Source organism: Streptomyces sp. NPDC052721 (assembly GCF_040678315.1).
Taxonomy (GTDB): Bacteria; Actinomycetota; Actinomycetes; order Streptomycetales; family Streptomycetaceae; genus Streptomyces.
The window spans coordinates 66,516-89,420 of sequence record NZ_JBFATL010000038.1; the positions used below are offsets into that span (position 1 = coordinate 66,516).

Below are 22,905 nucleotides of genomic sequence, written 5' to 3' on the forward strand. Positions count from 1 at the left end.
GTGTCAGGAGTCGGGGGGCTCGGCGCCCACGAGCCACATCGAGAAGAACTGGGAGCCGCCGCCGTACGCGTGCCCGAGCACCCTGCGGGCGCCGTCCACCTGGTGTTCTCCGGCCTGGCCGCGCACCTGGAGTGCGGCCTCGGCGAAGCGGATCATGCCGGAGGCGCCGATGGGGTTGGTGGACAGCACGCCGCCCGACATGTTGACGGGCAGGTCCCCGTCGAGCTCGGTCGCGCCGGACTCGGTGAGCTTCCAGCCCTCGCCCTCCGCGGCGAAGCCCAGGTTCTCCAGCCACATGGGCTCGTACCACGAGAACGGCACGTACAGTTCGGCGGCGTCGATGTCCCGGCGCGGGTCGGCGATGCCGGCCTGCCGGTAGACGTCGGCGGCGCACTCCTGGCCGGCCCGCGGGGAGACGAAGTCCTTCCCGGCGAACAGGGTGGGCTCGCTGCGCATGGCGCCGCCGAGCAGCCAGGCGGCCGGCCCGGGGGCGCGGGCCGCCCCGGCGCGGTCGGTCAGGACCATGGCGCAGGCGCCGTCGGAGGACGGGCAGGTCTCGGAGTAGCGAATGGGGTCCCACAACATGGGTGACGCCACCACCTTTTCCAGGGTGATGTCGTGTTCGTGGAGGTGGGCGTAGGGGTTCTTCAGGGCGTTGCGCCGGTCCTTGTAGGCCACGAGGGCGCCGATGGTGCCGGGCGCGCCGCTGCGCCGCATGTAGGCGCGCACATGGGGGGCGAAGAAGCCGCCGGCTCCGGCGAGCAGGGGCTGCTGGAAGGGGATGGGCAGGGACAGGCCCCACATGGCGTTGGACTCGGACTGTTTTTCGAAGGCGAGGGTGAGGACCGTTCCGTGGACGCGGGCGGCGACCAGATTCGCGGCGACGAGCGCGGTGGAGCCGCCGACGGAGCCCGCCGTGTGCACCCGCAGCAGGGGTTTGCCGACCGCGCCGAGCGCGTCGGCGAGGTACAGCTCGGGCATCATCACGCCCTCGAAGAAGTCGGGTGCCTTGCCGATGACGACGGCGTCGATGTCGGCCCACGTCAACTCGGCGTCTTGCAGGGCGCGCCGGGCGGCCTCGCGGACGAGGCCGGCGATCGACACGTCCCGGCGTGCGGCGACGTGCCTGGTCTGGCCGATCCCGACGACGGCCACGGGTTCCTTGCTCATCGTGGATCCCCTTCGAGTACGGCGACCAGGTTCTGCTGGAGGCAGGGTCCGGAGGTGGCGTGGGCGAGGGCGCGGTCACAGGCGCCGCGGTGGATGCGGGCGGCGGCCTCGCCGATGCGGATGAGTCCGGCGGCCATGACGGGGTTGGCGGCGAGGGCGCCGCCGGAGGGGTTGACGCGCACGCTGTCGTCGAGGCGGAGGGCCCGGCGCAGGATCACCTCCTGCGAGCTGAACGGCGCGTGCAGTTCGGCGGTGTCGACGGGCCGTTCGAAGGCTCCCGCGTTCTCGGCGGCGAGCCGGGTGGAGGTCGAGTCGGTGAGGTCGCGCACGCCCAGGCCGTGGGCCTCGACGCGGTGGTCGATGCCCCGGATCCAGGCGGGCCGCTCGCACAGCTGACGGGCCCGCTCCCCCGCCGCGAGGATCACGGCGGCGGCGCCGTCACCGATGGGCGGGCAGTCGCCGGTGCGCAGCGGCCGCACCACGTAGTCGCCTTGCGGTACGGGGCCGGTGAGCTGGGCGTGGGGGTTGGCGGTGGCGTCGGAGCGGCTGCGGGCGCCGACGGCTGCGAGCGCGGGTTCGTCGGTGTGTCCGGCGTCTATGAGTGCCTGCGCCTGGAGGGCGGCGAGGGCTATGGCGTCGGGCCACAGGGGGGCGACGTAGTAGGGGTCGAGCTGGCGGGTGAGGACGTCGCGGACGGAGCCGGGCGAGCACTTGCCGTAGGAGTAGACGAGCGCGGTGTCGGCGTCTCCGGTGAGCAGTTTGGTCCAGGCCTCGTACAGGGCCCAGGCGCCGTCCATCTCGACGTGCGACTCGGAGATCGGCGGCCAGGCGCCGACGCCGTCGAGGGCGAGGGTGAAGGAGAAGGCGCGGCCGGCGAGGTAGTCGCTGGAGCCGGAGCAGGTGAAACCGATGTCGGCGGTCCTCAGGCCGGTCTGTGCCAGGACGTCGTGCAGGACCGGCATGAGCATCTCGACCTCGGAGGACTCCTGGGTGGAGCGCCGGTGGTCGGTCTGCGCGAAGGCGACGACGGCGATGTCCCGGGGGCCGGGGGCTTGCTCGCTGGTCACAGCAGCTCCTTGTACGTCTCGTAGGCCGCGTCGGGTTCGCCGGTGGGCCGGTAGTGGTCGGGGTAGCGGGCGCCCTCGGTCCACACCGGTTCCACGCGCAGGCCCATGCGGACCTGGTCGTAGGGGATGCCGCCGATGCGGGCGTGCAGGGCGAGGTCGGCGCCGTCCAGGGCGATGTGGGCGTAGACGTACGGGACCTCGATGTCGAGGTTCTTGGCCTTGATGTTGACGATGCAGAAGGTGGTGACTGTGCCGCGGGGACCCACTTCGACCTGTTCGGCTGTGGCGACCCCGCATGTGGGGCAGGCACCCCTCGGCGGGACGTACACCTTGCGGCAGGACGGGCAGCGCTCGCCGACGGTGCGCCGCGCGGAGAGGGCGTCGATGTAGGCGGACTGGGCGCGGCCGGGTGAGTAGGTGTAGTCCAGGCGGGCGGGGGCGACGATGCCGGTGAGCGGGTTCTCGAACACGCCGCTGTGACCGCCGGGTTCGGCGGGCTTTCCGTCGTACGGCTCGAAGCAGGCGATGTCGGTGATGGCGCCGGTGCGTTCCCCGGCCCAGCGGACGCGGACCCGCATGCCGGTGCGGACCGCGTCGGGACCGGGGGCGTCGAGCGCGTGCAGCAGGGCGGTGTCGGCGCCGTCGAGCCGGACCAGGACCCAGGCGAAGGGTGTGGCGAGGGGCTGGCCGCGGCGGGGGGCGTGGTTCCAGGCCCAGGTGGTGACCGTGCCGGTGGGGGCGACCTCCACCAGATCGTGGATCTCCTCGGCGGTGACGGGGTCGTACTCGACGGGCGGGACCAGGGTGCGGCCGTCGGTGGTGCGCACGCCCAGGACGACGCGTTCGCGTAGGCCGGTGAGGAAGGCGCTCTGGACGGGGCCGAGGGAGCGGGTGAAGGGGAACTCGACGACGAGTGGGGCGGAGAGGACTTCTGGCATCGGTGCTTGCCTCCTTCGGGGACCGGCGCGCGTGGACGGTGCGGGAGCCGACTGAGCAGGGTCGGGCAGGGGTGCGAACGGCGTCCGCCAACCCCCGGCGGGGCGTCACGCGCGCTTGTAGACGGGGGGCCGTTTCTCCGCGAAGGCGCGGGCGCCCTCCTTGGCGTCGGCGGTGTCGAAGACCGGCCGGCCACGGGCGAGTTCGGCTGCGAGGCCGTCGGTCTCGGTCATCTCGGCGGTCTCGTACACGGACGCCTTGACGGCTTCGACGGCGAGCGGGCCGCAGGCGTTGACCTGTTCGGCGATCTCCAGGGCCTTGGCGAGGGCGGTGCCGTCGGGGACGACATGTCCGATCAGGCCGATGCCGGCGGCTTCCCGGGCGCTGTAGGGGCGCCCGGTGAGCAGCATCTCCAGGGCGTGGGTGCGCGGGATCTGCCGCTGGAGGCGGACGGTGGAGCCGCCGATCGGGAAGAGGCCGCGTCTCACCTCGTACAGGCCGAAGGTCGCGGACTCGCCCGCGACCCTGATGTCGGTGCCCTGGAGGATCTCGGTACCGCCCGCGACACAGTGGCCCTCGACGGCGGCGATCACGGGTTTGCGGGGGCGGTGGTGGCGCAGCATCGCCTTCCAGTGCAGGTCGGGATCGGCCTTGAGCCGGTCGCGGTGCTCCTCTCCCCGCATGCGGTCGCCGGCGAGCGCCTTGAGGTCCATGCCGGCGCAGAAGGAGCCGCCGGCGCCGGTGAGCACGATCGAGCGGACGGAGTCGTCCGCGTCGGCCTCGATCCAGCCGTCGTACAGGCCGACGAGCATCGCCAGTGAGAGCGCGTTCCTGGCGTCGGGCCGGTTGAGCGTGAGCACCAGTGTGGCGCCCTCGCGCTGCACGGTGAGGTGTTCCGTCCCATCCATGGGCCATCTCCCCTCGGTCAGAACGAGAACAGGTTGCAGGAGGCGAGGGGCCACTTCAAGGGTTTTCTGACAGACAGTCAGATTTCTTCGGCGCGGGCCCTTCACAGTTGCCGCGCCCTTTGCTCTGATGACCGGCGAACCGACGGATGCGCCTCTCTTCGCCAGCGCTGCCGGGGTCAGGAGGAAGCGGTGGAGTACAACCTTGCCGACCTGTTCGAGTCGGTCGTCGACGTGGTCCCGGACCGCGAGGCGCTCGTGTACCTCGACCATCCCGGCACGGGCGCGGAGCGCCGGCTGACCTACGCGGAGCTGGACGCCGCCGCCAACCGCGTCGCGCACCACCTGGTCGACCACGGCATACAGCCCGGCGAACACCTCGGCCTGCACCTGTACAACGGTGTCGAGTACCTCCAGACGGTGCTGGGCTGCCTGAAGGCCAGGATCGTCCCGGTCAACGTCAACTACCGCTACGTGGAAGAGGAGTTGGTGTACCTCTACCGGGACGCCGACCTCGTGGCGCTGGTCTTCGACGCGGAGTTCGAGGACCGGGTGGCGGGGGCACTGCCGCGGGCGCCGAAGCTGCGGCATCTGCTGCGGGTGGGCGCACCGGCCGCGGAGGCGGCGCCCGGGGCGGTGCCGTTCGCCGACGCGGAGACCGCCGGGTCGCCCGGCCGGGGCTTCCCCGCGCGCTCCGGGGACGACCAGTTCATCATCTACACCGGCGGCACGACGGGCATGCCCAAGGGTGTGATGTGGCGTCAGGAGGACCTTTTCTTCGCCGGATTGGGCGGCGGCGCGCCGACCGGGGAGCCGGTCGAGGCCCCGGAGGAGCTGGCCCGGCGGGTGGCCGCGGGCGGCGCCGGGATCACCTTCTTCCCCACTCCCCCGCTGATGCACGGCACCTCGACGCTCACCGCGTTCATCGGTTTCAACTTCGGCCAACGCGTGGTGCTGCACCGCAAGTTCGTACCGGAGGAGGTGCTGCGGACCGTCGAGCGGGAGAAGGTAACCAGCATGTCCCTGGTCGGGGACGCGATGCTCCGGCCGCTGATCGACGCGCTCGGCGGTCCCCTGAAGGGAACCGACTGCTCGGCCCTGTTCAGCGTCTCCTCGTCGGGCGCGATCATGTCGGAGACGGTGCGCCGGCAGTTCCACGAGCTGGTCCCGCACGCGATGCTGCTGAACAACTTCGGCTCCTCCGAGTCGGGCTTCAACGGCACCGCGACCGAGGACGCGGGGCCCGAGCGCGGATTCCGCATCCGGGTCAACTCCCGTACCCGGGTCGTGGATCCGGCGACGTTCGAGCCGGTCGCGCCGGGCGAGGTGGGCCGGGTGGCGCAGTGCGGTCACGTACCGCTCGGCTACTACAACGACCCGGCGAAGACCGCCGAGACGTTCTTCGAGAAGGACGGGCGGCGCTGGGTGCTGCTCGGAGACATGGCGACGGTCGACACGGACGGCGTGGTCACCGTCCTGGGCCGGGGCTCCCAGTGCATCAACACCGGGGGCGAGAAGGTGTACCCGGAGGAGGTCGAGCAGGCGCTCAAGGCGCATCCGGATGTGTACGACGCGCTGGTCGCCGGCGTGCCGGACGCCAGGTGGGGCAACCATGTGGCGGCCGTGGTGCAGCTGCGCGCGGGGGCGCCGCGCCCCTCGCTGGCCGACATCCAGAGCCACTGCCGTACCCGTCTGGCCGGTTACAAGGTCCCCCGCCAGCTGGTCATCACGGACGCCATCCAGCGGTCGCCGAGCGGCAAGGCGGACTACCGGTGGGCGCGACAGGTGGCGGTGGCGGCGGAGCACCCGTAGCCCGGGGTGTCCCGCGCCGCCGGGACCGCACCCGAGGATTACTCTGGGTGCCCGGCCCAGCTGTCCACTGACAGACAGTGACGACTTCGGGGCCCGCACGGAAGGACCTTCGGGTGTCTCACCTCACGCCTGGCCGGCTGCCGGACGGTACGGCGGTGACGGAAACCGGCCACGCGACGGCCGGGGGTTCCGACCCGCGCAAGGCGACGGATTCCGGGCAGCCCGGCCGGTTCCGCCGTCGGCATCCCCGCGTGGCGCGGTGCGTGACCGTAGGCGTGAGCGTTCTCGCCGCCGCCCTCCTCCTGGGCGCGCTGCTGCTGCCGGACCAGCTGGACCGCCTCACCCCGGGCGCGTTCCTGCGCCTGCCCGTGGAGGGCGTTCTCCTCGCCGCCCCGCTCCTCGCGCTGCCGCCCCGGGCGAAGCGGGCCGCCGCCGTGGCCGGCGGCTTCCTCACCGGGCTGCTCGCCCTGCTCAAGGGTGTCGACATGGGCTTCCGCACGGTGCTGCTCCGCCCGTTCGACCCGGTGCTGGACTGGGGTCTGCTGGGCAACGCGGCGGACTACCTGCGGGCGACGTCCGGGCGGACCAGCGAGCTGCTCGCCATCACCGGGGCCCTCGTCCTCGCACTCGCCGTCCTCACCCTGACGACGCTCGCGGCGCTCCGGCTCACGGCCGTGATGACCCGTCACCGGCCGCGCGCGGTCCGCGTCACCCTGGCGCTGGCCGCCGCCTGGCTCCTCTGCGTCACGCTCGGCCTGCGCACCGGCGGGGTCCCCGTGGCCGCCGCCATCGACGCGGACCTGGTCGGCGAGCGCGTCCAGCAGTCGCGTACGTCCCTCGCGGACGCGGGGGCCTTCCGGCGCCAGGCCGCCCACGACGCCTTCGCGCACACTCCGCCCGGCCGGCTGCTCACCGGGCTGCGCGGCAAGGACGTGTTGTTCACCTTCGTCGAGAGCTACGGCCGTACGGCGATCGAGGACCCGGCGATGGGCCCGCGGATCGGCGCGGTGCTGAAGGAGAACACCGCCGCTCTCCGGGCGTCCGGCTTCGCGGCGCGCAGCGGCTGGCTGCGCTCGCCGGTCACGGGCGGCGGCAGCTGGCTGGCCCACGCGACCTTCCTGTCCGGGCTGTGGATCAGCAACGAGCAGCGGTTCCGCACCCTGACCTCCAGCGACCGGACCACCCTCACCGGTGCCTTCCGCGCGGCCGGCGCCTGGCGGACGGTGGGCATCGCGCCCGGGGTGGACCGGGCCTGGCCGGAGGGCCGGTTCTTCGGCCTGGACCACGTCTACGACCGCGCCCGTCTCGGCTACCGCGGCCCCGGCTTCGGCTGGTCGCAGGTGCCGGACCAGTTCGCCCTGGAGGCGTTCCGGCGGCTGGAGTCCGGGCGGCGCGGCCGGGGTCCGCTGATGGCGGAGATCATCCTCACCTCCAGCCATCACCCGTGGGCGCCCGTGCCCCGCATGACCGACTGGCGCAGCCTGGGCGACGGCTCGGTCTTCCACCGCGTCCGGAAGTACGGCACGGATGCCGAGGAGGTCTGGCGGCACCCGGAGAGCGTGCGCGCCGGATACCGGGACGCCATCGCCTACTCGCTGCGCAGCCTGTTCGGATTCCTCCGGCGCTACGGCGACGAGGACACCGTCCTGGTCTTCCTCGGTGACCACCAGCCCGTGCCGGCGGTCACCGAGGGCAGCCCCGGCAAGGACGTGCCGGTCACGATCGTCGCCCACGACCCCGAGGTGCTGGCGCGGATCTCCGGCTGGGGCTGGACCGAGGGCCTGAAGCCGGCCGCGGACGCCCCCGTCTGGCGGATGGACGCGTTCCGGGACCGGTTCCTGAGGGCGTACGGCCCCCAGCCGGGCCGACCTCCCCGCCCACCCGTCACCGGTCGAGGAAGGCGAGCGTCCGGCTGACGAACCGCTCCGGGTCGTCCAGCCAGGGGTAGTGCGCGGCGCCGGGCTGGACGGCGCACTCGGCGTGCGGGAAGGCCTCGGCGGTGCGGCGGGCGACGGCGGGGCTCGGCCAGCCGTCGAGTGCGCCCGCGTACACGAGGACCGGCGCGGTCAGTGCGGCGAGGGCCTTCCGGGTCGCGTCCGGGGTGAAGGCGCCTTCGGCGAAGTAGCGCTCGCCGGCCTCCTCGTTGGTCTGTCGCAGCTCGGCGTCCGTGTGGGCCCGGGCGGCGTCGTCCCAGCGGCCGTAGAAGAACGGCAGGAACGCGTCGTGGAAGTCCGCCTCGCCCGTGAGCCAGGCACGGAAGGCGGGGAACGCCCGCCCGAACCACGGCTCGCCCTCACGCAGCCGGGCCGCGGCCAGCCGGTCCTCGGGCACGGCCCGCAGTCCCAGGGCGGACGGGTTGGGGGTGATCAGCACCAGCCGTCGTATCCGCTGCGGGTGGCGGGCCGCGTAGAGCATCGCCAGGGCGGCACCCGCCGAGTGGGCGAGGAGATCCATGTGTTCCAGACCCATGTGGTCCCGCCATACCTCCAGGTCCTCGACCATCCGGTCGCAGCGGTACGTCGCCGGGTCCGCGGGCGCCGCCGAGTCACCGGTCCCCCGCAGGTCGAGCAGGGCCAGCCGGCGGTGCGCGGTCAGCCCGCCCAGCTGCCCGAGATACTCGGAGGCCCGCATGGGCCCGCCGGGCACCACGGCGAGCGGCTCCCCTTCCCCCCGCAGGTGGTAGGCGATCCGGGTTCCGTCGGACGCGGTGAAGGTCGGCATGCCGCTGATCATGGTGGGGCACACCGCTCGACCGCAACGCATGGGGGGCGCCCCGCGCGGAAAATCTTCACCGCCCTCTTGCCTCGGGGTTCGTGACCTGCATTTACTGACCCGGAACACATCGACCGAATGATCGGTCGGTGAGATGACGCTGCTGGTGAGGGAGACGTCGCGATGGCGGATGTGACGGACCTGCTCGACGCGGGCGAACGGCTCGGGCCCGAGGAGCTGCGGGCGCTCCAGCTGGAGCGGCTGCGCGCGTCGCTGCGGCACGCGTACGAGAACGTGCCGTTCTACCGCGAGTCCTTCGACAAGGCCGGCGTCCGCCCGGAGAACTGCCGCACGCTCGCCGACCTCGCGCGCTTCCCCTTCACGACCAAGGCGGACCTCCGGGAGAACTACCCGTACGGCATGTTCGCCGTGCCCCGGGAGAAGATCCGCCGGCTGCACGCCTCCAGCGGCACCACGGGACGCCCCACGGTCGTCGGCTACACGGACAACGACCTTTCCATGTGGGCCGACATGGTGGCGCGTTCGATCAGGGCGGCCGGCGGCCGGCCGGGCGATGTCGTCCATGTGGCGTACGGCTATGGGCTGTTCACCGGGGGTCTCGGCGCCCACTACGGCGCCGAGCGCCTGGGCTGTACGGTCGTCCCCGCGTCCGGCGGCATGACGGCCCGGCAGGTGCAGCTGATCCAGGACCTGGAACCGTCCGTCATCATGGTGACCCCTTCCTACATGCTCACCCTGCTGGACGAGTTCGAACGGCAGGGCGTGGACCCGCGCACCACCTCACTGCGGGTGGGCGTCTTCGGGGCCGAGCCCTGGACCGAACAGATGCGGCGGGAGATCGAGGAGCGGTTCGCGATCGACGCCGTCGACATCTACGGACTCTCCGAGGTGATCGGCCCCGGCGTCGCCCAGGAGTGCGCGGAGACCAAGGACGGCCTCCATGTGTGGGAGGACCACTTCTACCCGGAAGTCGTGGATCCGATCACGGGTGAGGTGCTGCCGGAGGGCGAGCGGGGCGAGCTGGTGTTCACCTCGCTGACCAAGGAGGCCATGCCGATCGTCCGGTACCGGACGCGGGACCTGACACGGCTGCTGCCCGGCACGGCCCGGGCGTTCCGGCGGATGGAGAAGATCACCGGGCGCAGTGACGACATGGTGATCCTGCGCGGGGTCAATCTGTTCCCGACCCAGATCGAGGAGATCGTGCTGCGCACGCCCGGTGTGGCGCCGCACTTCCAGTTGCGTCTCACCCGCGAGGGCCGCATGGACGCGCTGACCGTGCGGGCCGAGGCCCGCCCGGACGCACCGCCGCAGGTGCGGGAGGCGGCGGCCCGGGCCATCGTCGCGGCGGTCAAGGACGGCATCGGGGTGTCGGTCGGCGTGGAGATCGTGGAGCCCGAGTCACTGGAGCGCTCGGTGGGCAAGATCCGCCGGATCGTGGACCTGCGTCCGCGCGACGCCGGATAGGGAACCGGCGCACGGGACGGCCCGGAGCACGCGCAACGGCGCCGGCCGGCGCGGGACAGCGTCGACTGCGGGGCCCCGGCCGCAGGGGAAGCCCCGACCGCGCGGGGCAGCCGCTCCGCGCGGTCGTATCGACGTACCTCGAAACGTCGCCGGGCGGCCTATACTCCGGAGCCATGACGGACACCGCCCCCACCCCGGACCCGGACCTGGTCAACGCGCTGCGGGCACTGTCCAACCCGATGCGCCTCCAGATGCTGCGATGGCTGCGCGAACCCGAGCGGCACTTTCCGATGGAGGCGGCCATCGCCGATCCCGCCGAGATGGGTGTGTGCGTGAGCCACATCCAGGCGAAGGCGGGGCTGGCCCAGTCCACCGTGTCGGCCTACATGGCGGAACTCCAGCGCGCGGGTCTGGTCCGGGCGACCCGGGTCGGCAAGTGGACCCACTACAAGCGGGACGAGCGGCGTATCGCCGACCTCGTCGCGGAGCTGGGACAGACCCTCTAGCCGCCACCGGCCCACCGCCGGCGTTCCACCGCCGGCGCTCCCCCTTGCGCGTCATATCGAAAATCTGCGATATTCCGAATCGACGAAACGACGTCTGTCCTGCGAGGGAGCGCACCCATGGACCTCGGCACGTTCGGGATCTACACCTTCGACTTCGAGCACCAGCCGGCCGCGCGGATCCGGGACTCCGTCCAGCAGCTGGAGGACATGGGCTGGCGGGCACTGTGGATCCCCGAGGCGCTCGGCCGGGACGCGTTCACACACGCCGGCCTGCTGCTCTCCGCCACCCGGCGGCTGACCGTCGTCAACGGCATCGCCCGGATCTGGTCCCGCGAGGCCCGCTGGACGCACGGCGCCGCCCTGCTGCTGGCGGACGCCTACCCGGGCCGGCACGTACTCGGCCTGGGCTTCGGCGGTGAACCCCGGCCGGGGGTCAGGCCGCTGGCCGCCATGTCCGCGTACCTGGACGAGCTGGACACCCTGGAGACGCCGAACCCCCGCCCGGAGACCCCGGCCCGGCGGCTGCTGGCCGCGTACGGTCCGAAGATGCTCCAGCTGGCCCGCGACCGTGCCGCCGGCGCCCACACCTACCACGTGAACACGGCCCACACCGCACAGGCCCGGGAGATCCTCGGCCCGGACGCGTTCCTCGCCGTCGAGCACGCCGTGCTGTTCGAGACCGACCCGGTCCGGGCCCGCGGCCTCGCGCGCGAGCACCTGCGCGGTTACCTGCGGACGCCGTACAACCTCGCCAAGTTCCGCCGGCTCGGCTACACCGAGGACGACCTCTCCGGCGGCGGCAGCGACCGCTTCGTGGACGACCTGGTGTTCTGGGGCGACCCGGACACCGTCGTGGGGAAGCTGCGCGGCCACGTCGACGCGGGCGCCGACCATGTGGCCGTACAGGTGATCGGCGTACGGCCGGGCGAGTCGGCGCTTGCGCACTGGCGGTCGCTGGCCGACGCGCTGCCGCCGGCGAAGGACCCGGCCGGCCGATGAGCGACCAGCTCGGTCGCGGTACACCCCGGCGGAGCGCCGTGCGCCCAGGCCCGAGCGCCGTACACCCGGGCCGCCGTACGCCCCGGCTAGCCGCCGAAGCGGTCGCGCAGCTCCCGCTTGAGGATCTTGCCGCTCGCGTTGCGCGGCAACTCCGCCACGAACAGCACCCGTTTGGGCGCCTTGAACGGCGCGAGCCTCGCCTTCACATGCGCGATCAGCTCCTCCTCCGTCACCTCGCCGCGCGGGACGACGACCGCCGTGACGGCCTCGATCCACCGCTCGTCGGGCAGGCCGATCACGGCGGCCTCGGCGACCGCCTCGTGGGTGTACAGGGCGTCCTCGACCTGGCGCGAAGCCACCAGTACGCCACCGGAGTTGATGACGTCCTTCACCCGGTCCACGATGGTGAAGTAGCCCTCGGCGTCCCGCACCGCGAGGTCCCCGGAGTGGAACCAGCCGTCGCGGAAGGCCTCGGCGGTCTCCTCGGGCTTGTCCCAGTAGCCCTCGCACAACTGCGGTGAGCGGTAGACGATTTCGCCGGGCGTGCCGGCGGGGACGTCCTTGCCGTCCTCGTCGACCACGCGGGCGTCGACGAACAGGACGGGACGGCCGCAGGAGTCCATCCGGCCCTGGTGTTCGTCGGGCGCGAGGACGGTGGCCAGCGGGCCGATCTCGCTCTGGCCGAAGCAGTTGTAGAAGCCGAGCTCCGGCAGCCGCTCGCGCAGACGCTCCAGGACCGGCACCGGCATGACCGACGCGCCGTAGTACGCCTTGCGCAGTCCGGACAGGTCCCGGGTCGTGAAGTCCGGGCGGCCCGCCAGGCCGATCCAGACCGTCGGCGGGGCGAACAGGCTGTCCACGCGCCCCGCTTCGATCAGGTCGAACAGCCGGTCCCCGTCGGGCGCGTCGAGGATCAGGTTGGTCGCGCCGACCGCCAGGTAGGGCAGCAGGAAGACGTGCAGCTGCGCGGAGTGGTACAGCGGCAGGGAGTGCGCGGGGCGGTCCCCGGCGCTGAGGTCGAGGGCGGTGATCGCGCTCAGGTACTCGTGGACCAGGGCGCGGTGCGTCATCATCGCGCCCTTGGGCAGGGCGGTGGTGCCCGAGGTGTACAGGAGCTGCACCAGGTCCTCGCTGCGCGGCTCCGGGCCGTCGTACGGGGGTGTGGTCGCCAGGCGCGCCAGGAGCGAGTCGTCGGTGTCGCGCAGGGGCAGCGTGCGGACGTCGCCGGGGAGCCGGTCCGCGAGGTGGGGGTCGGTGAGGATGAGGGAGCTGCCGGACTGGCGGACGATGTACGCGAGGTCGTCGCCGGTGAGGCTGTGGTTGACCGGCACGTGCACGAGACCGGCGCGGGCGCAGGCCAGGAAGCCGATCAGGTAGGCGTCCGAGTTGTGGCCGTAGGAGCCGACCCGGTCGCCGCGGGTGAGGCCCTGGCCGAGCAGCACGCCCGCCGCTCGGGAGACGGCCTCGTCCAGTTGCTCGTACGTCCAGGCACGGTCGGCGTACTCGACCGCGGCCCGTGCCGGGGTGCGTCGGGCGCTGCGCCGCAGCACCCCGTCGACCGTGCTGCCCTGTCCCTGCGTCATGACTCATGATCCTGGGTCCGTCGCCGGAGCGGGTCAAGCACCCGGGCGGCCCGGACACATACCGGTGGGGAGTCCAACCGCTCCTTTCCTCCGCGACGTTGGGAGGGCGGCCACGCTCCGGCCGCAGCGGCCGAGCGGACCGGTCCCGTCCCGCGGTCCCGTCTCTGGTCCCGTCCCCCATGGGGCGGGACCACACTGGTCTCATACGGGGCGTGTGCGTCCCTCCCAGTAGGGGTCCCGCAGCCGCCGCTTGTACAGCTTGCCGTTGGGGTCGCGGGGCATCTCGGCGATGAAGTCGACGCTCCGGGGCCGTTTGTAGCCGGCGAGTCGCCCGGCGCAGTGGTCGAGGAGCGCGGCGGCCAGTTCCGGGCCCGGTTCATGGCCCGGGGCCGGTTCGACCACGGCCTTGACCTGCTCGCCCCAGTCGTCGTGCGGGATGCCGAAGACGGCGGCGTCGGCGACGGCGGGATGGGCGAGCAGGGCGGACTCGATCTCGGCCGGGTAGATGTTCACCCCGCCGGAGATGATCATGTCGATCTTGCGGTCGCGGAGGAAGAGGTAGCCGTCCTCGTCCAGGTAGCCGAGGTCGCCGACGGTGAAGAAGTCGCCGATGCGGTTCTTCCGCGTCTTGGCCTCGTCCTTGTGGTACGAGAAGCCGCCCGTGTTCATCTTCAGGTAGACGGTGCCGAGTTCGCCGGGCGGCAGCCGCTCGCCGTCCTCGTCGAAGACCGCGAGTTCGCTGATGGGCCAGGCCTTGCCGACGGTGCCGGGTTTCTTCAGCCAGTCCTCGGCGGTGGCGAAGGCACCGCCGCCCTCGCTGGCGGCGTAGTACTCCTCCACACAGTTCCCCCACCAGTCGATCATCGCCCGCTTCACATGGTCGGGGCAGGGGGCTGCCCCGTGGATGGCGTGCCGCATGGACGAGACGTCGTAGCGGGCCTTGACGTCGTCCGGGAGGGCCAGCAGCCGGTGGAACTGGGTCGGGACCATATGGGTGTGCGTGCACTTGTGCGCGTCGATGAGGCGGAGCATCTCCTCGGGTGTCCACTTGTCCATCAGCACCAGGCGGTGGCCGATGTGCAGGGAGGCGCCCGCGAACTGGAGGACGGCGGTGTGGTACAGCGGCGAGCAGACGAGGTGGACGTTGTCGTCGTACGGCTGGATGCCGAAGATGCCGAGGAAGCCGCCGAGGTAGGCCTCCTCGGGGCGCTTGCCGGGCAGCGGGCGGCGGATGCCGCGCGGGCGGCCGGTGGTGCCCGAGGTGTAGTTCATGACCCAGCCCAGCTCGCGGTCCTCGGGCGCCGACTCGGGCTGTCCGTCGAGGAGTTCGGCGTACGGCCGGAAGCCCTCGACCGTGCCGACGGAGTACCGGTGGCTCGGCGGGAGCCCGGCCTCGTCGGCCGCCCGGCGGGCCGGGCCGGCGAACCGCTCGTGGGCGAGGAGCACCTTGGCTCCGGAGTCGGCGGCGATCCAGGCGATTTCCGGGCCCACGAAGTGGTGGTTGACGGGGACGAGGTAGAGACCGGCCTGGCTGGCGGCGAGGTACGCGGTGAAGAACTCGGGGCCGTTGGGCAGGACGACCGCGAAGGCGTCCCCGCGCCGCAGGCCGGCGGCGCGCAGGCCGTGGACGAGACGGTTCGCGGCGGCGTGCAGCCGTCCGGCCGTCCACTCCTCGCCGTCCGGCGCGATCATGACCGTACGGCCGGGGTCCTGGGCGGCCTGGGCCCAGAAACCGGGGGGTGTGCTGGCAGGTGCGCTCACGACTGGCCGCTCCTTCCGGCGATGCGGTTGATGCGGTCCACGGCCTTCTCGAAGCCTCGGGTGAGGTCGTCGAAGACGGCCTGGACGCTGCGTCCGGCGGTCATCCGGCCGACGATCTGGCCGACCGGGGTGCCGAGCAGGGGCTCGACCTCGTACTTCTGGATGCGGGAGACGGCCTCGGCGACCAGCAGACCCTGCAGGGGCATGGGCAGGGTGCCGGGTCCGGCCGGGTCGTCCCAGGCGTCGGTCCACTCGGTGCGGAGCTGGCGTGCGGGTTTCCCGGTCAGGGCGCGGGAGCGGACGGTGTCCCCGGACCCGGCGGCGAGCAGTTTGCGGGTCAGGGCGGGCGAGTGGAGGTCGGCTTCTGTGGTGGTCAGCCATAGGGAGCCCAGCCATACACCTTGGGCGCCGAGGGTGAGCGCGGCGGCCACCTGTGGTCCGCTGCCGATGCCGCCCGCGGCCAGGACGGGCAGCGGGTCGACGGCCTCCACGATCTCAGGGGTGAGCACCATGGTGGCGATCTCCCCGGTGTGGCCGCCGGCCTCGTAGCCCTGGGCCACGACGATGTCGATGCCGGCTTCCCGGTGCTTGCGGGCGTGCCGGGCGCTCCCGGCGAGCGCGGCGACCAGGACGTCGCGGTCGTGGGCACGCGCGACGACGTCGGCGGGCGGGGAGCCGAGGGCGTTGGCCAGCAGCCCGATCGGGTAGTCGAAGGCGACGTCGAGCTGGGTGCGGGCGACCTGCTCCATCCAGCCGGTGATGCGCCAGCCGGACACCTCGCCCTCGGCGAGTTCGGGGACGCCGTGCGCGGCGAGGGTGTCCCGCACGAACCGCCGGTGTTCCTCGGGGATCATCGCCTCGACGTCTGCTTCCGTGACGCCCTCGACCTTCTTCGCGGGCATGACCACGTCCAGCCCGTAGGGCCGGCCCCCGGCGTGGGCGTCGAGCCAGTCGAGGTCGCGTTTGAGGTCGTCGGGGGCGGTGTAGCGGACCGCGCCGAGCACGCCGAAGCCGCCGGCCCGGCTGATGGCCGCGGCGACGGCGGGGAACGGTGTGAAGCCGAAGACGGCGTGCTCGATTCCCAGTTTCCTGCTCAGCTCCGTCTGCATGGGCGCAGGATGCCGCAGCCGACCGGACGAAGGAAGAGCTTTTCTGATACACCGTCAGATTTATCGGAAGGTCACGCGCCCCGTTGACACACTCCCTTCCTGACAGGAAAGTTTCACGGTGCAAGGCAGGCGCCGAAAGATACTTTCACGCGGGAGGCCGCAGCATGACGGACGACGTGGCAGGAAGACGAGCGAGCGGACCGACCCGCCGCCGGCTCGTCGCGGGCACCCTCGCGGCGGGCGGCGCACTCGCCCTCGGCGCGCTCCCGGCGGGCCCGGCCGCCGCCGCACCCGCCTTCGGCCGCCACCCCACCCTGCGCCACGGCTCCCCCGAACGCGCCGGGCTGCTCGCCGCGCACCTGCGGCGACTCGTCACGGACGCCGAGGCGTTCCTCACCCCCTCCCCCCGGCACCCCTGGTACGCGGGCGCCGTGCTGCTCGCCGGGCGCGGCGGTACCGTGGCGCTGCACGAGCCGATCGGCATGGCGGTGCGCTACGCCCGCTACGACGAGAAGAGCGACACCGGCGTCGAACTGCCGCCCGGACAGCAGCTCCCGACGACCCGGGACACCGTGTTCGACCTGGCCTCCGTCTCCAAGCTGTTCACCTCGCTCCTCGCCGTGCAGCAGATCGAGCGGGGCACGCTGGCCCTGGAGGGGACGGTCGCCTCGTACCTCCCGGAGTTCGGACGCGCCGGGAAGCAGGTGGTGACGATCCGTCAGCTCCTCACCCACACCTCGGGCTTCCGCGCGTGGCTGCCGCTGTACAACGCGCCGACGTACGAGGAGAAACTCCAGCTCATCTGGGACGAGGCACCCCTCAATCCGCCGGGCACCGCCTACCTGTACTCGGACCTGAACTTGATCTCCCTCCAGCTCGTCCTGGAGAAGATCACCGGCCGCACGCTCGACGTACTGCTGCGCGACGAGATCACCGGACCGCTCGGCCTCGACAGCACCCGCTACAACCCGCCCGCCTCCTGGAAGCCGCGGATCGCGGCGACCGAGGACGCGCGCAAGCCCTGGTCCGGGCTGGACCGCGGGCTGGTGTGGGGCGAGGTGCACGACGAGAACGCGTACAGCCTGGGCGGCGTGGCCGGTCACGCGGGCGTGTTCGCGAGCGCGTGGGACCTCGCGGTCCTCGGCCGCACGCTGCTCAACGGCGGCTGCTACGGCCGGGCCCGCATCCTGCGGCCCGAGTCGGTGGACCTGATGTTCACCGACTTCAACACCGCCTTCCCCGGCGACGAGCACGGCCTCGGCTTCGAGCTGTACCAGCACTGGTACATGGGGGCGATGGCCACCCCGCGCACCGCGGGGCACACCGGCTTCACCGGCACCTCGCTCGTGCTCGACCCCACGACCGACTCCTTCCTGGTCGTCCTCGGCAACTCCGTGCACCCGGTGCGCACCTGGCGGTCCGGTTCTGCGCCCCGGGTCGCCGCCGGCAACCACCTCGCCCGCGCGGTGCCGGTCCGCCCGGCGAGCGGCCGTACGGCCTGGTTCTCCGGCATGGCGAACGCCACGGCCGCGACGCTCACCCTGCCGGCGCTGGACACCTCCTGCGGCGCGGCCCGGCTGCGCTGCACCCTGTGGTGGGACACCGAACCCCGCTCCGACCTGGTCGCCCTGGAATCCACCACGGACGGCGGCGCCACCTGGCACCCGGTTCCCTTCACCACCACCCGCCACGGCAGCGACCCCGAGGAGCACCCGGCGGGCACGGTCACCGGCTGGTCGGGCCGCGTCTGGCACCGGGTGACCGCGGTCCTGCCGGCCGACCCCCGGCTGGCCCTGCGCTGGCGGTACACCACGGACGCCCGGTACGTCGGCCGCGGCGCCTACGTCGACGCGCTGCGCGTCGAAGCGGGCGGGACGGTGCTGTTCGACGGGGCACGCCCGGCGGACGCGGCACGGATCGCGGCGGTGGGATGGCAGGGCTCGGCCGACTGAGCCCGCGCCCGCGTGGTCAGTGCCGCTCCAGCACCGCCATGGCCGCGTTGTGCCCCGGCACCCCGCTGACCCCGCCCCCGCGCACCGCGCCCGCCCCGCACAGCAGCACGTTGGGGTGCCGCGTCTCCACACCCCAACGGCCGCTGTCCTGCTGGGCGTACGGCCAGGACAGGGCCCGGTGGAAGATGTTGCCGCCGGGCAGCCGCAGGTCCCGTTCGAGGTCGAGCGGGGTCTTCGCCTCGATGCAGGGGCGGCCGTCGGCGTCGGTGGCCAGGCAGTCCGCGAGGGGTTCGGCGAGGTGGGCGTCGAGCTGGGCGAGGGTGGACTTCAGCAGTTCCTCGCGTACGGCGTCGTTGTCCCGGTCGAAGAGCCGGGCCGGGGCGTGCAGGCCGAACAGGGTGAGGGTCTGGTAGCCGCGCTCGGCGAGGCCGGCGCCGAGGATGGTGGGGTCGGTCAGGGAGTGGCAGTAGATCTCCGAGGGCGGGGCGGCGGGGAGTTCGCCGGCGGCGGCCTGGGCGTGGGCGGTGGCCAGTTGTGCGTAGCCCTCGGCGATGTGGAAGGTGCCGGCGAACGCCTCCCGCGGGTCGGCGTCGGGGTCACGCAGCCGGGGCAGCCGGGTGAGCAGCATGTTGACCTTGAGCTGGGCCCCCTCGACGGGTTCGGGCGCCGGGCCGCCGGTGAGGACGGCCAGTTCGTGCGGGGAGGCGTTCACCAGGACGTGCCGGGCGGCGGCGGTGCCCTCGCCGTCGGCGGTGCGGTAGACGACCTCGGCGGTCTTCCCGTCCGTGTCGATCCGGACCGCCTCGTGCCCGGTGGCGATGCGCGCGCCCGCCGCGCGCGCCGCGGCGGCCAGCGCGTCGGTCAGCGCGCCCATGCCGCCGACGGGCACGTCCCAGGCGCCGGTTCCGCCGCCGATGACGTGGTAGAGGAGACAGCGGTTCTGGACGAGGGTGGGGTCGTGGGCGTCGGCGAAGGTGCCGATGAGCGCGTCGGTGAGGACGACGCCCCGGACCAGGTCGTCGGTGAAGGTCTGCTCGATGGCGACGCCGACCGGCTCCTCGAACAGGGCGCGCCAGGCTGCCTCGTCGTCGATGCGGCGGCGCAGGTCGTCGCGGGTGGGCAGCGGTTCGGTGAGCGTCGGGAAGACGCGCTGGGCGACGTGGCCCGTCATGCCGTAGAAGCGCTGCCAGGCCTCGTACTCGCGGTCGCCGCCGGTCAGCCGGGCGAACGCCTCCCGGGTGCGCTGCTCGCCGCCTCCGACGAGGAGGCCGGTGGGCCGTCCCGCGCGCTCCGCCGGGGTGTACGACGAGATGGTTCGGGAGCGGACGCGGAAGTCCAGCCCGAGGTCGCGCACGATCTTCTCCGGCAGCAGGCTGACCAGGTAGGAGTAGCGCGACAGGCGGGCGTCGACCCCTGCGAACGGGCGGGTGGAGACGGCCGCGCCGCCGGTGTGGTCCAGGCGTTCCAGCACCAGCACCGAGCGGCCGGCCCGGGCCAGGTAGGCGGCGGCGACCAGGCCGTTGTGGCCTGCGCCGACGATGACGGCGTCGTACGCGCGGGTTCCCTCGTTCGCGGACATGGTTCTTCGTAGCACGCGGTGATCCACGACGGCCAGAGGGGCCGGGGCCGGATCAGCCCCTCACTTTGTGCGGTGCCGGACGCGCCTGCGGGCCGAGCCGCGCCATGGCGCGCAGGATGTGCTTCGGCGGGAGCTGCCAGCGCAGCCGGGCGGGGATCCGGCGGAGCAGGGCGCCCGTGACGCGCAGCCGGCGGGTGACGGCGGCGGGCGCGGGGGCGGGCCTGCCGTACAGCTCATGGGCGTACGGCGGCAGGGCCGCGTACGCCAGCAGTGCCACCCGCCGCCACAGCAGCTCGCGCGCCGGGACGAGGAGGGGGTGCGCCGGCGGCCGGAGCAGGAAGTCGTCCACGTCGTGTGCGTCGGGTCCGGCGGTCAGCTCGGGACGGACCGCTTCGAAGTACGCGGCCAGCTCCGCCCGGCTCGCCGGCACGGTCTGCGGGTCGAGCCCCACCAGGCGGGCGCTGACGCGGTGTTCGGCTATGTACCGGTCGGCCTGGGCGTCGGTGAGCGGGAAGCCGGAGCGGCGCAGGACGTGCAGGTAGGAGTCGATCTCCGCGCAGTGCACCCACAGCAGCAGCTCCGGTTCGTCGACGCCGTACCGCTCGCCGGTATCGGGGTCGGTCGCGGTGAGCATGCTGTGGATCTTCCGCACCCGCGCCCCGGCCCGCTCGGCGGCCTCGCTCGTGCCGTAGGTCGTGGTCCCGACGAAGTGCGCGGTCCGCATCAGCCGCCCCCAGGCGTCCCGCCGGAAGTCGGAGTTCTGCATGACGCCCCGGACCGCACGCGGATGCAGCGCCTGGAGGTAGAGCGCACGGATCCCGGCGACCCACATCATGGGGTCACCGTGCATCTGCCAGGTCACGGAGGCGGGGGTGAACAGTCCGGGGTCGCCCACGCCCGCAGATGTGCCCACAGCCACTGGACGTCACCCCTTGCCGCCGCTGACCCGCACGTGTGCCGACGCGCGGGGCGTCACACCGTGCTTCCTCCGTGCAGCCTAATCGCCCGGGTCCCGCGCCGGGCAGACAGGCTAACGCCGTACGCGGGGCATCCCCAGGCCGATCCAGGAGATGATTTCGCGCTGGATCTCGTTGTTGCCGCCGCCGAAGGTGAAGATCACCGCCGAGCGGTAGCCGCGTTCCAGTTCGCCGTGCAGGACCGTGCTCGCCGAGCCCTCCTTCAGGGGTCCGGCCGCGGCGACGATCTCCATGAGCCAGGCGTAGGCGTCCCGGCGGGCCTCGGAGCCGTAGACCTTGACGGCGGAGGCGTCCTGCGGGGTGAGCGTGCCGTCCTGGACGGCGGTGACCATCTGCCAGTTGAGGAGTCTGAGCGCGTCGAGGCGGGTGTGGGTGCGGGCGAGGAGGCGGCGTACCCAGGGCAGGTCGGCGACCCGGCGGCCGTCGGCGAGCTTCGTCTCCATCGCCCAGCGCTGTACGTCGTGCAGGGCGCGGATCGCCATGGTGCCGTGGGCGGCGAGGGTGACGCGTTCGTGGTTGAGCTGGTTGGTGATCAGCCGCCAGCCCTCGTTCTCGGCGCCGACGCGGCGGGAGACGGGGACGCGGACGTTCTCGTAGTAGCTCGCGGTGGTGTCGTGGGAGGCGAGGGTGCGGATGAGGGTGCAGGAGTAACCGGGGTCGGAGGTCGGCACCAGCAGCATGGTGATGCCCTTGTGCGGCGGGGCCTCGGGGTCGGTGCGCACGGCCAGCCACACCCAGTCGGCGCTGTCGCCGTTGGTCGTCCAGATCTTCTGGCCGTTGACGACGTACTGGTCGCCGTCCCGGACCGCGCGGGTCTTCAGGGACGCGAGATCCGTGCCCGCGCCGGGCTCGCTGTAGCCGATCGCGAAGTCGATCTCTCCGGAGAGGATGCGCGGCAGGAAGTACGCCTTCTGCTCGTCGGTGCCGTACCGCATGATCGTCGGTCCGACCGTGTTCAGCGCCATCAGCGGCAGGGGTACGCCGGCCTGCGCGGCCTCGTCGAAGAAGATGAACTGCTCCGTCGCCGTCATCCCGCGCCCGCCGTACTCCTCCGGCCAGCCGACGCCGAGCCAGCCGTCCGCGCCGAGCCGGCGGATGGTGTCGCGGTAGAACCGCTTCTGCGCGGCCGGGTCGGCGTACCGGGCGTAGGCGTGGTCCGGAACCAGCTCGGCGAAGTAGGCCCGCAGTTCGGTGCGCAGCCGCTGCTGCTCGGGCGTGTGGTCGAGGTGCACGGCGCCTCCAGGCTCCCCAAGGGCGGTCCTGACGGCGCACACCGTAGAACGTGTTTCAGAAATTGGGAATGCCGGTACCCGCGCGGTTTCGGAGGCACACACGGCCGGAGGCACTCACCTGAGCGTTTCCAGGAAGTCCGCGCAGGCGTCGGCGCACGCCCGGCAGGCAGCCGCGGCGGACTCGGCACCGGGGTGCTCGTCGAACGCGCGGGCGCACTCCAGGCAGACCGAGCGGCACCAGTCCACCCGGACCCGGATCGCCTCCTCGTCCTGCCGGTTCTCCTCGCACAGCACGCGGCAGGTGGCGTCGCACACCTCGGCGCACATGATGCCCAGCCGGCGCGCCCGCTCCTGGCGCTCGCTCCCGTCCGGGTCGACCAGGCTCGCGCGCACGGCACAGGCCCGGGCGCACTCGGTGCACGCCTGGGCGCAGGTGAAACGGTCCTCCAGGAACCGGTAGAGCTGCTGCGAAGTCGGCGATGTCACACCGTGCGGGTAGCCGGGGCGGGCGGCCACAAACCACTGTCCCCGCGGATGGGCAGGCGGGCACCGCCCGGCCATCCGCTGTAACCCATAATGTCCGGGTTCGTACGATTCTGACCGGGTATCCCTGTTCTATGAACACCGCATCGATGCAGCTGGCCGCGGCGAGCGGCCTGATGAGCCTCTTCCTGTTCATCGTGGCCGTGGGCGTACTCGCGCTGCTCGCCGGCGGCTTCTGGATGACCTCGCGCGTCAGATACCGCGAGTCCCCGCGCCCCCGCCCCGAGGAACAGCCCAAGCTGCCGCCGGAGGGACCGGTGCACGAGGTCCGGGAGAACCGGGAGTCCGCGGAGATACCGCGGATCCCCAAGGGCGACCGCCCCCTCACCCCGTACGAGCTGACCAACATGGACACCCGGACCAGCGCGTCGAAGCAGCGTCCCCGCTGGAGCAAGGGCTCCAGCGGCTCGTTCGGCGGCGGCGGACTCGGCGCCCACTGAACCCCGGCACCCCGGCCCGCGCCGGACCGCCGTACGCCCCTAGGCCCTGTCGTCGAACTCCCGTCTGCCGCGCGACGCCATGCACGCACTCTCGCCGCACCGGGCCCCGACCCAAGTACATCCAGTACGAGGGC

Annotated in this window: 19 protein-coding genes; 7 read left to right on the forward strand and 12 right to left on the reverse strand. The window is 72.7% G+C overall.

Annotated features, from left to right (window positions below; translation table 11 throughout):
- Positions 1 to 3: 3 nt before the first annotated feature.
- From AB0L21_RS29860 to AB0L21_RS29875, 4 genes are all read right to left on the reverse strand, one after another.
- Positions 4 to 1,170: a thiolase domain-containing protein gene (locus tag AB0L21_RS29860; protein ID WP_365702676.1), complete on the reverse strand. Its 1,167-nt coding sequence runs from the start codon at positions 1,168 to 1,170 to the stop codon at positions 4 to 6.
- On the reverse strand, positions 1,167 to 2,237 hold the full coding sequence (locus AB0L21_RS29865; protein WP_365787552.1) for a thiolase domain-containing protein: 1,071 nt from the start codon (positions 2,235 to 2,237) through the stop codon (positions 1,167 to 1,169). Before AB0L21_RS29865 ends, AB0L21_RS29860 begins: the two co-directional genes overlap by 4 nt.
- Complete coding sequence (locus tag AB0L21_RS29870; protein WP_365787554.1) at positions 2,234 to 3,175, reverse strand: OB-fold domain-containing protein; 942 nt, start codon at positions 3,173 to 3,175, stop codon at positions 2,234 to 2,236. The genes AB0L21_RS29865 and AB0L21_RS29870 overlap by 4 nt, the downstream gene beginning before the upstream one ends.
- A 105-nt stretch (positions 3,176 to 3,280) precedes the next feature.
- Entirely contained in the window at positions 3,281 to 4,081 is an 801-nt protein-coding gene (locus AB0L21_RS29875) for a crotonase/enoyl-CoA hydratase family protein (protein WP_365787555.1), read from the reverse strand.
- 189 nt (positions 4,082 to 4,270) lie between these two features.
- On the opposite strand from AB0L21_RS29875, the gene AB0L21_RS29880 reads away from it, so the two are divergent.
- Positions 4,271 to 5,890 carry an acyl-CoA synthetase gene (locus AB0L21_RS29880; RefSeq protein WP_365787556.1) on the forward strand — a complete coding sequence of 540 codons (1,620 nt, stop codon included), beginning with the start codon at positions 4,271 to 4,273 and terminating at the stop codon, positions 5,888 to 5,890.
- A gap of 263 nt (positions 5,891 to 6,153) precedes the next feature.
- Positions 6,154 to 7,806, forward strand: coding sequence for a sulfatase (locus tag AB0L21_RS29885; protein ID WP_365787558.1), 1,653 nt, complete (start codon positions 6,154 to 6,156; stop codon positions 7,804 to 7,806).
- On the opposite strand, the gene AB0L21_RS29890 is transcribed toward AB0L21_RS29885, so the two are convergent.
- The gene (locus AB0L21_RS29890; protein WP_365787560.1) at positions 7,775 to 8,611 is read right to left on the reverse strand and encodes an alpha/beta hydrolase; all 837 of its coding nucleotides are present in this window, start codon (positions 8,609 to 8,611) and stop codon (positions 7,775 to 7,777) included. The two genes, AB0L21_RS29885 and AB0L21_RS29890, sit on opposite strands and share 32 nt — an antisense overlap.
- A 174-nt stretch (positions 8,612 to 8,785) precedes the next feature.
- On the opposite strand from AB0L21_RS29890, the gene paaK reads away from it, so the two are divergent.
- The 3 genes from paaK (at position 8,786) to AB0L21_RS29905 (ending at position 11,595) form a co-directional block, all read left to right on the forward strand.
- Entirely contained in the window at positions 8,786 to 10,090 is a 1,305-nt protein-coding gene (gene paaK / locus AB0L21_RS29895) for a phenylacetate--CoA ligase PaaK (RefSeq protein ID WP_365787562.1), read from the forward strand.
- Positions 10,091 to 10,263: 173 nt separating this feature from the next.
- The gene (locus AB0L21_RS29900; RefSeq protein ID WP_365787564.1) at positions 10,264 to 10,596 is read left to right on the forward strand and encodes a metalloregulator ArsR/SmtB family transcription factor; all 333 of its coding nucleotides are present in this window, start codon (positions 10,264 to 10,266) and stop codon (positions 10,594 to 10,596) included.
- 117 nt (positions 10,597 to 10,713) lie between these two features.
- Positions 10,714 to 11,595 (forward strand): TIGR03620 family F420-dependent LLM class oxidoreductase, encoded by an 882-nt coding sequence (locus tag AB0L21_RS29905; RefSeq protein ID WP_365702660.1) that lies wholly within the window; start codon positions 10,714 to 10,716, stop codon positions 11,593 to 11,595.
- An 86-nt stretch (positions 11,596 to 11,681) separates the two neighbouring features.
- On the opposite strand, the gene AB0L21_RS29910 is transcribed toward AB0L21_RS29905, so the two are convergent.
- The 3 genes from AB0L21_RS29910 to AB0L21_RS29920 all read right to left on the reverse strand — a co-directional run bounded on the left by AB0L21_RS29910 (position 11,682) and on the right by AB0L21_RS29920 (position 16,048).
- A complete protein-coding gene (locus AB0L21_RS29910; protein ID WP_365787566.1) occupies positions 11,682 to 13,178 on the reverse strand; it encodes an acyl-CoA synthetase in 1,497 nt (498 codons plus the stop codon).
- 201 nt (positions 13,179 to 13,379) lie between these two features.
- A complete protein-coding gene (locus tag AB0L21_RS29915) occupies positions 13,380 to 14,939 on the reverse strand; it encodes an acyl-CoA synthetase (protein ID WP_365702656.1) in 1,560 nt (519 codons plus the stop codon).
- Positions 14,936 to 16,048 (reverse strand): nitronate monooxygenase family protein, encoded by a 1,113-nt coding sequence (locus tag AB0L21_RS29920; protein ID WP_365787568.1) that lies wholly within the window; start codon positions 16,046 to 16,048, stop codon positions 14,936 to 14,938. The genes AB0L21_RS29915 and AB0L21_RS29920 overlap by 4 nt, the downstream gene beginning before the upstream one ends.
- Before the next feature lie 164 nt (positions 16,049 to 16,212).
- Here AB0L21_RS29920 and AB0L21_RS29925 point away from each other — a divergent pair, with 164 nt between their 5' ends.
- Positions 16,213 to 18,000, forward strand: coding sequence for a serine hydrolase (locus tag AB0L21_RS29925; RefSeq protein ID WP_365787569.1), 1,788 nt, complete (start codon positions 16,213 to 16,215; stop codon positions 17,998 to 18,000).
- Between the two features lie 16 nt (positions 18,001 to 18,016).
- On the opposite strand, the gene AB0L21_RS29930 is transcribed toward AB0L21_RS29925, so the two are convergent.
- From AB0L21_RS29930 to AB0L21_RS29945, 4 genes are all read right to left on the reverse strand, one after another.
- A complete protein-coding gene (locus AB0L21_RS29930; RefSeq protein ID WP_365787571.1) occupies positions 18,017 to 19,579 on the reverse strand; it encodes an NAD(P)/FAD-dependent oxidoreductase in 1,563 nt (520 codons plus the stop codon).
- A 52-nt stretch (positions 19,580 to 19,631) separates the two neighbouring features.
- Positions 19,632 to 20,429, reverse strand: coding sequence for an oxygenase MpaB family protein (locus AB0L21_RS29935; RefSeq protein WP_365702862.1), 798 nt, complete (start codon positions 20,427 to 20,429; stop codon positions 19,632 to 19,634).
- A gap of 180 nt (positions 20,430 to 20,609) precedes the next feature.
- Positions 20,610 to 21,788, reverse strand: coding sequence for an acyl-CoA dehydrogenase family protein (locus AB0L21_RS29940; protein WP_365787573.1), 1,179 nt, complete (start codon positions 21,786 to 21,788; stop codon positions 20,610 to 20,612).
- A gap of 114 nt (positions 21,789 to 21,902) precedes the next feature.
- Positions 21,903 to 22,274, reverse strand: coding sequence for a ferredoxin (locus AB0L21_RS29945; protein ID WP_365787575.1), 372 nt, complete (start codon positions 22,272 to 22,274; stop codon positions 21,903 to 21,905).
- A gap of 131 nt (positions 22,275 to 22,405) precedes the next feature.
- On the opposite strand from AB0L21_RS29945, the gene AB0L21_RS29950 reads away from it, so the two are divergent.
- The gene (locus AB0L21_RS29950; protein WP_365702642.1) at positions 22,406 to 22,771 is read left to right on the forward strand and encodes a DUF6479 family protein; all 366 of its coding nucleotides are present in this window, start codon (positions 22,406 to 22,408) and stop codon (positions 22,769 to 22,771) included.
- Positions 22,772 to 22,905 lie beyond the last annotated feature (134 nt).

Excerpts from the sequence above, each read along its gene's own strand:
- AB0L21_RS29860 (WP_365702676.1), bottom strand. The coding sequence starts at position 1,170 with ATGAGCAAGGAACCCGTGGCCGTCGTCGGGATCGGCCAGACCAGGCAC.
- AB0L21_RS29910 (WP_365787566.1), bottom strand. The coding sequence starts at position 13,178 with ATGACGCAGGGACAGGGCAGCACGGTCGACGGGGTGCTGCGGCGCAGC.
- AB0L21_RS29870 (WP_365787554.1), bottom strand. The coding sequence starts at position 3,175 with ATGCCAGAAGTCCTCTCCGCCCCACTCGTCGTCGAGTTCCCCTTCACC.
- AB0L21_RS29875 (WP_365787555.1), bottom strand. The coding sequence starts at position 4,081 with ATGGATGGGACGGAACACCTCACCGTGCAGCGCGAGGGCGCCACACTG.
- AB0L21_RS29930 (WP_365787571.1), bottom strand. The coding sequence starts at position 19,579 with ATGTCCGCGAACGAGGGAACCCGCGCGTACGACGCCGTCATCGTCGGC.
- AB0L21_RS29935 (WP_365702862.1), bottom strand. The coding sequence starts at position 20,429 with ATGCACGGTGACCCCATGATGTGGGTCGCCGGGATCCGTGCGCTCTAC.
- paaK (WP_365787562.1), top strand. The coding sequence starts at position 8,786 with ATGGCGGATGTGACGGACCTGCTCGACGCGGGCGAACGGCTCGGGCCC.
- AB0L21_RS29920 (WP_365787568.1), bottom strand. The coding sequence starts at position 16,048 with ATGCAGACGGAGCTGAGCAGGAAACTGGGAATCGAGCACGCCGTCTTC.
- AB0L21_RS29925 (WP_365787569.1), top strand. The coding sequence starts at position 16,213 with ATGACGGACGACGTGGCAGGAAGACGAGCGAGCGGACCGACCCGCCGC.
- AB0L21_RS29950 (WP_365702642.1), top strand. The coding sequence starts at position 22,406 with ATGAACACCGCATCGATGCAGCTGGCCGCGGCGAGCGGCCTGATGAGC.
- AB0L21_RS29900 (WP_365787564.1), top strand. The coding sequence starts at position 10,264 with ATGACGGACACCGCCCCCACCCCGGACCCGGACCTGGTCAACGCGCTG.
- AB0L21_RS29905 (WP_365702660.1), top strand. The coding sequence starts at position 10,714 with ATGGACCTCGGCACGTTCGGGATCTACACCTTCGACTTCGAGCACCAG.
- AB0L21_RS29890 (WP_365787560.1), bottom strand. The coding sequence starts at position 8,611 with ATGCCGACCTTCACCGCGTCCGACGGAACCCGGATCGCCTACCACCTG.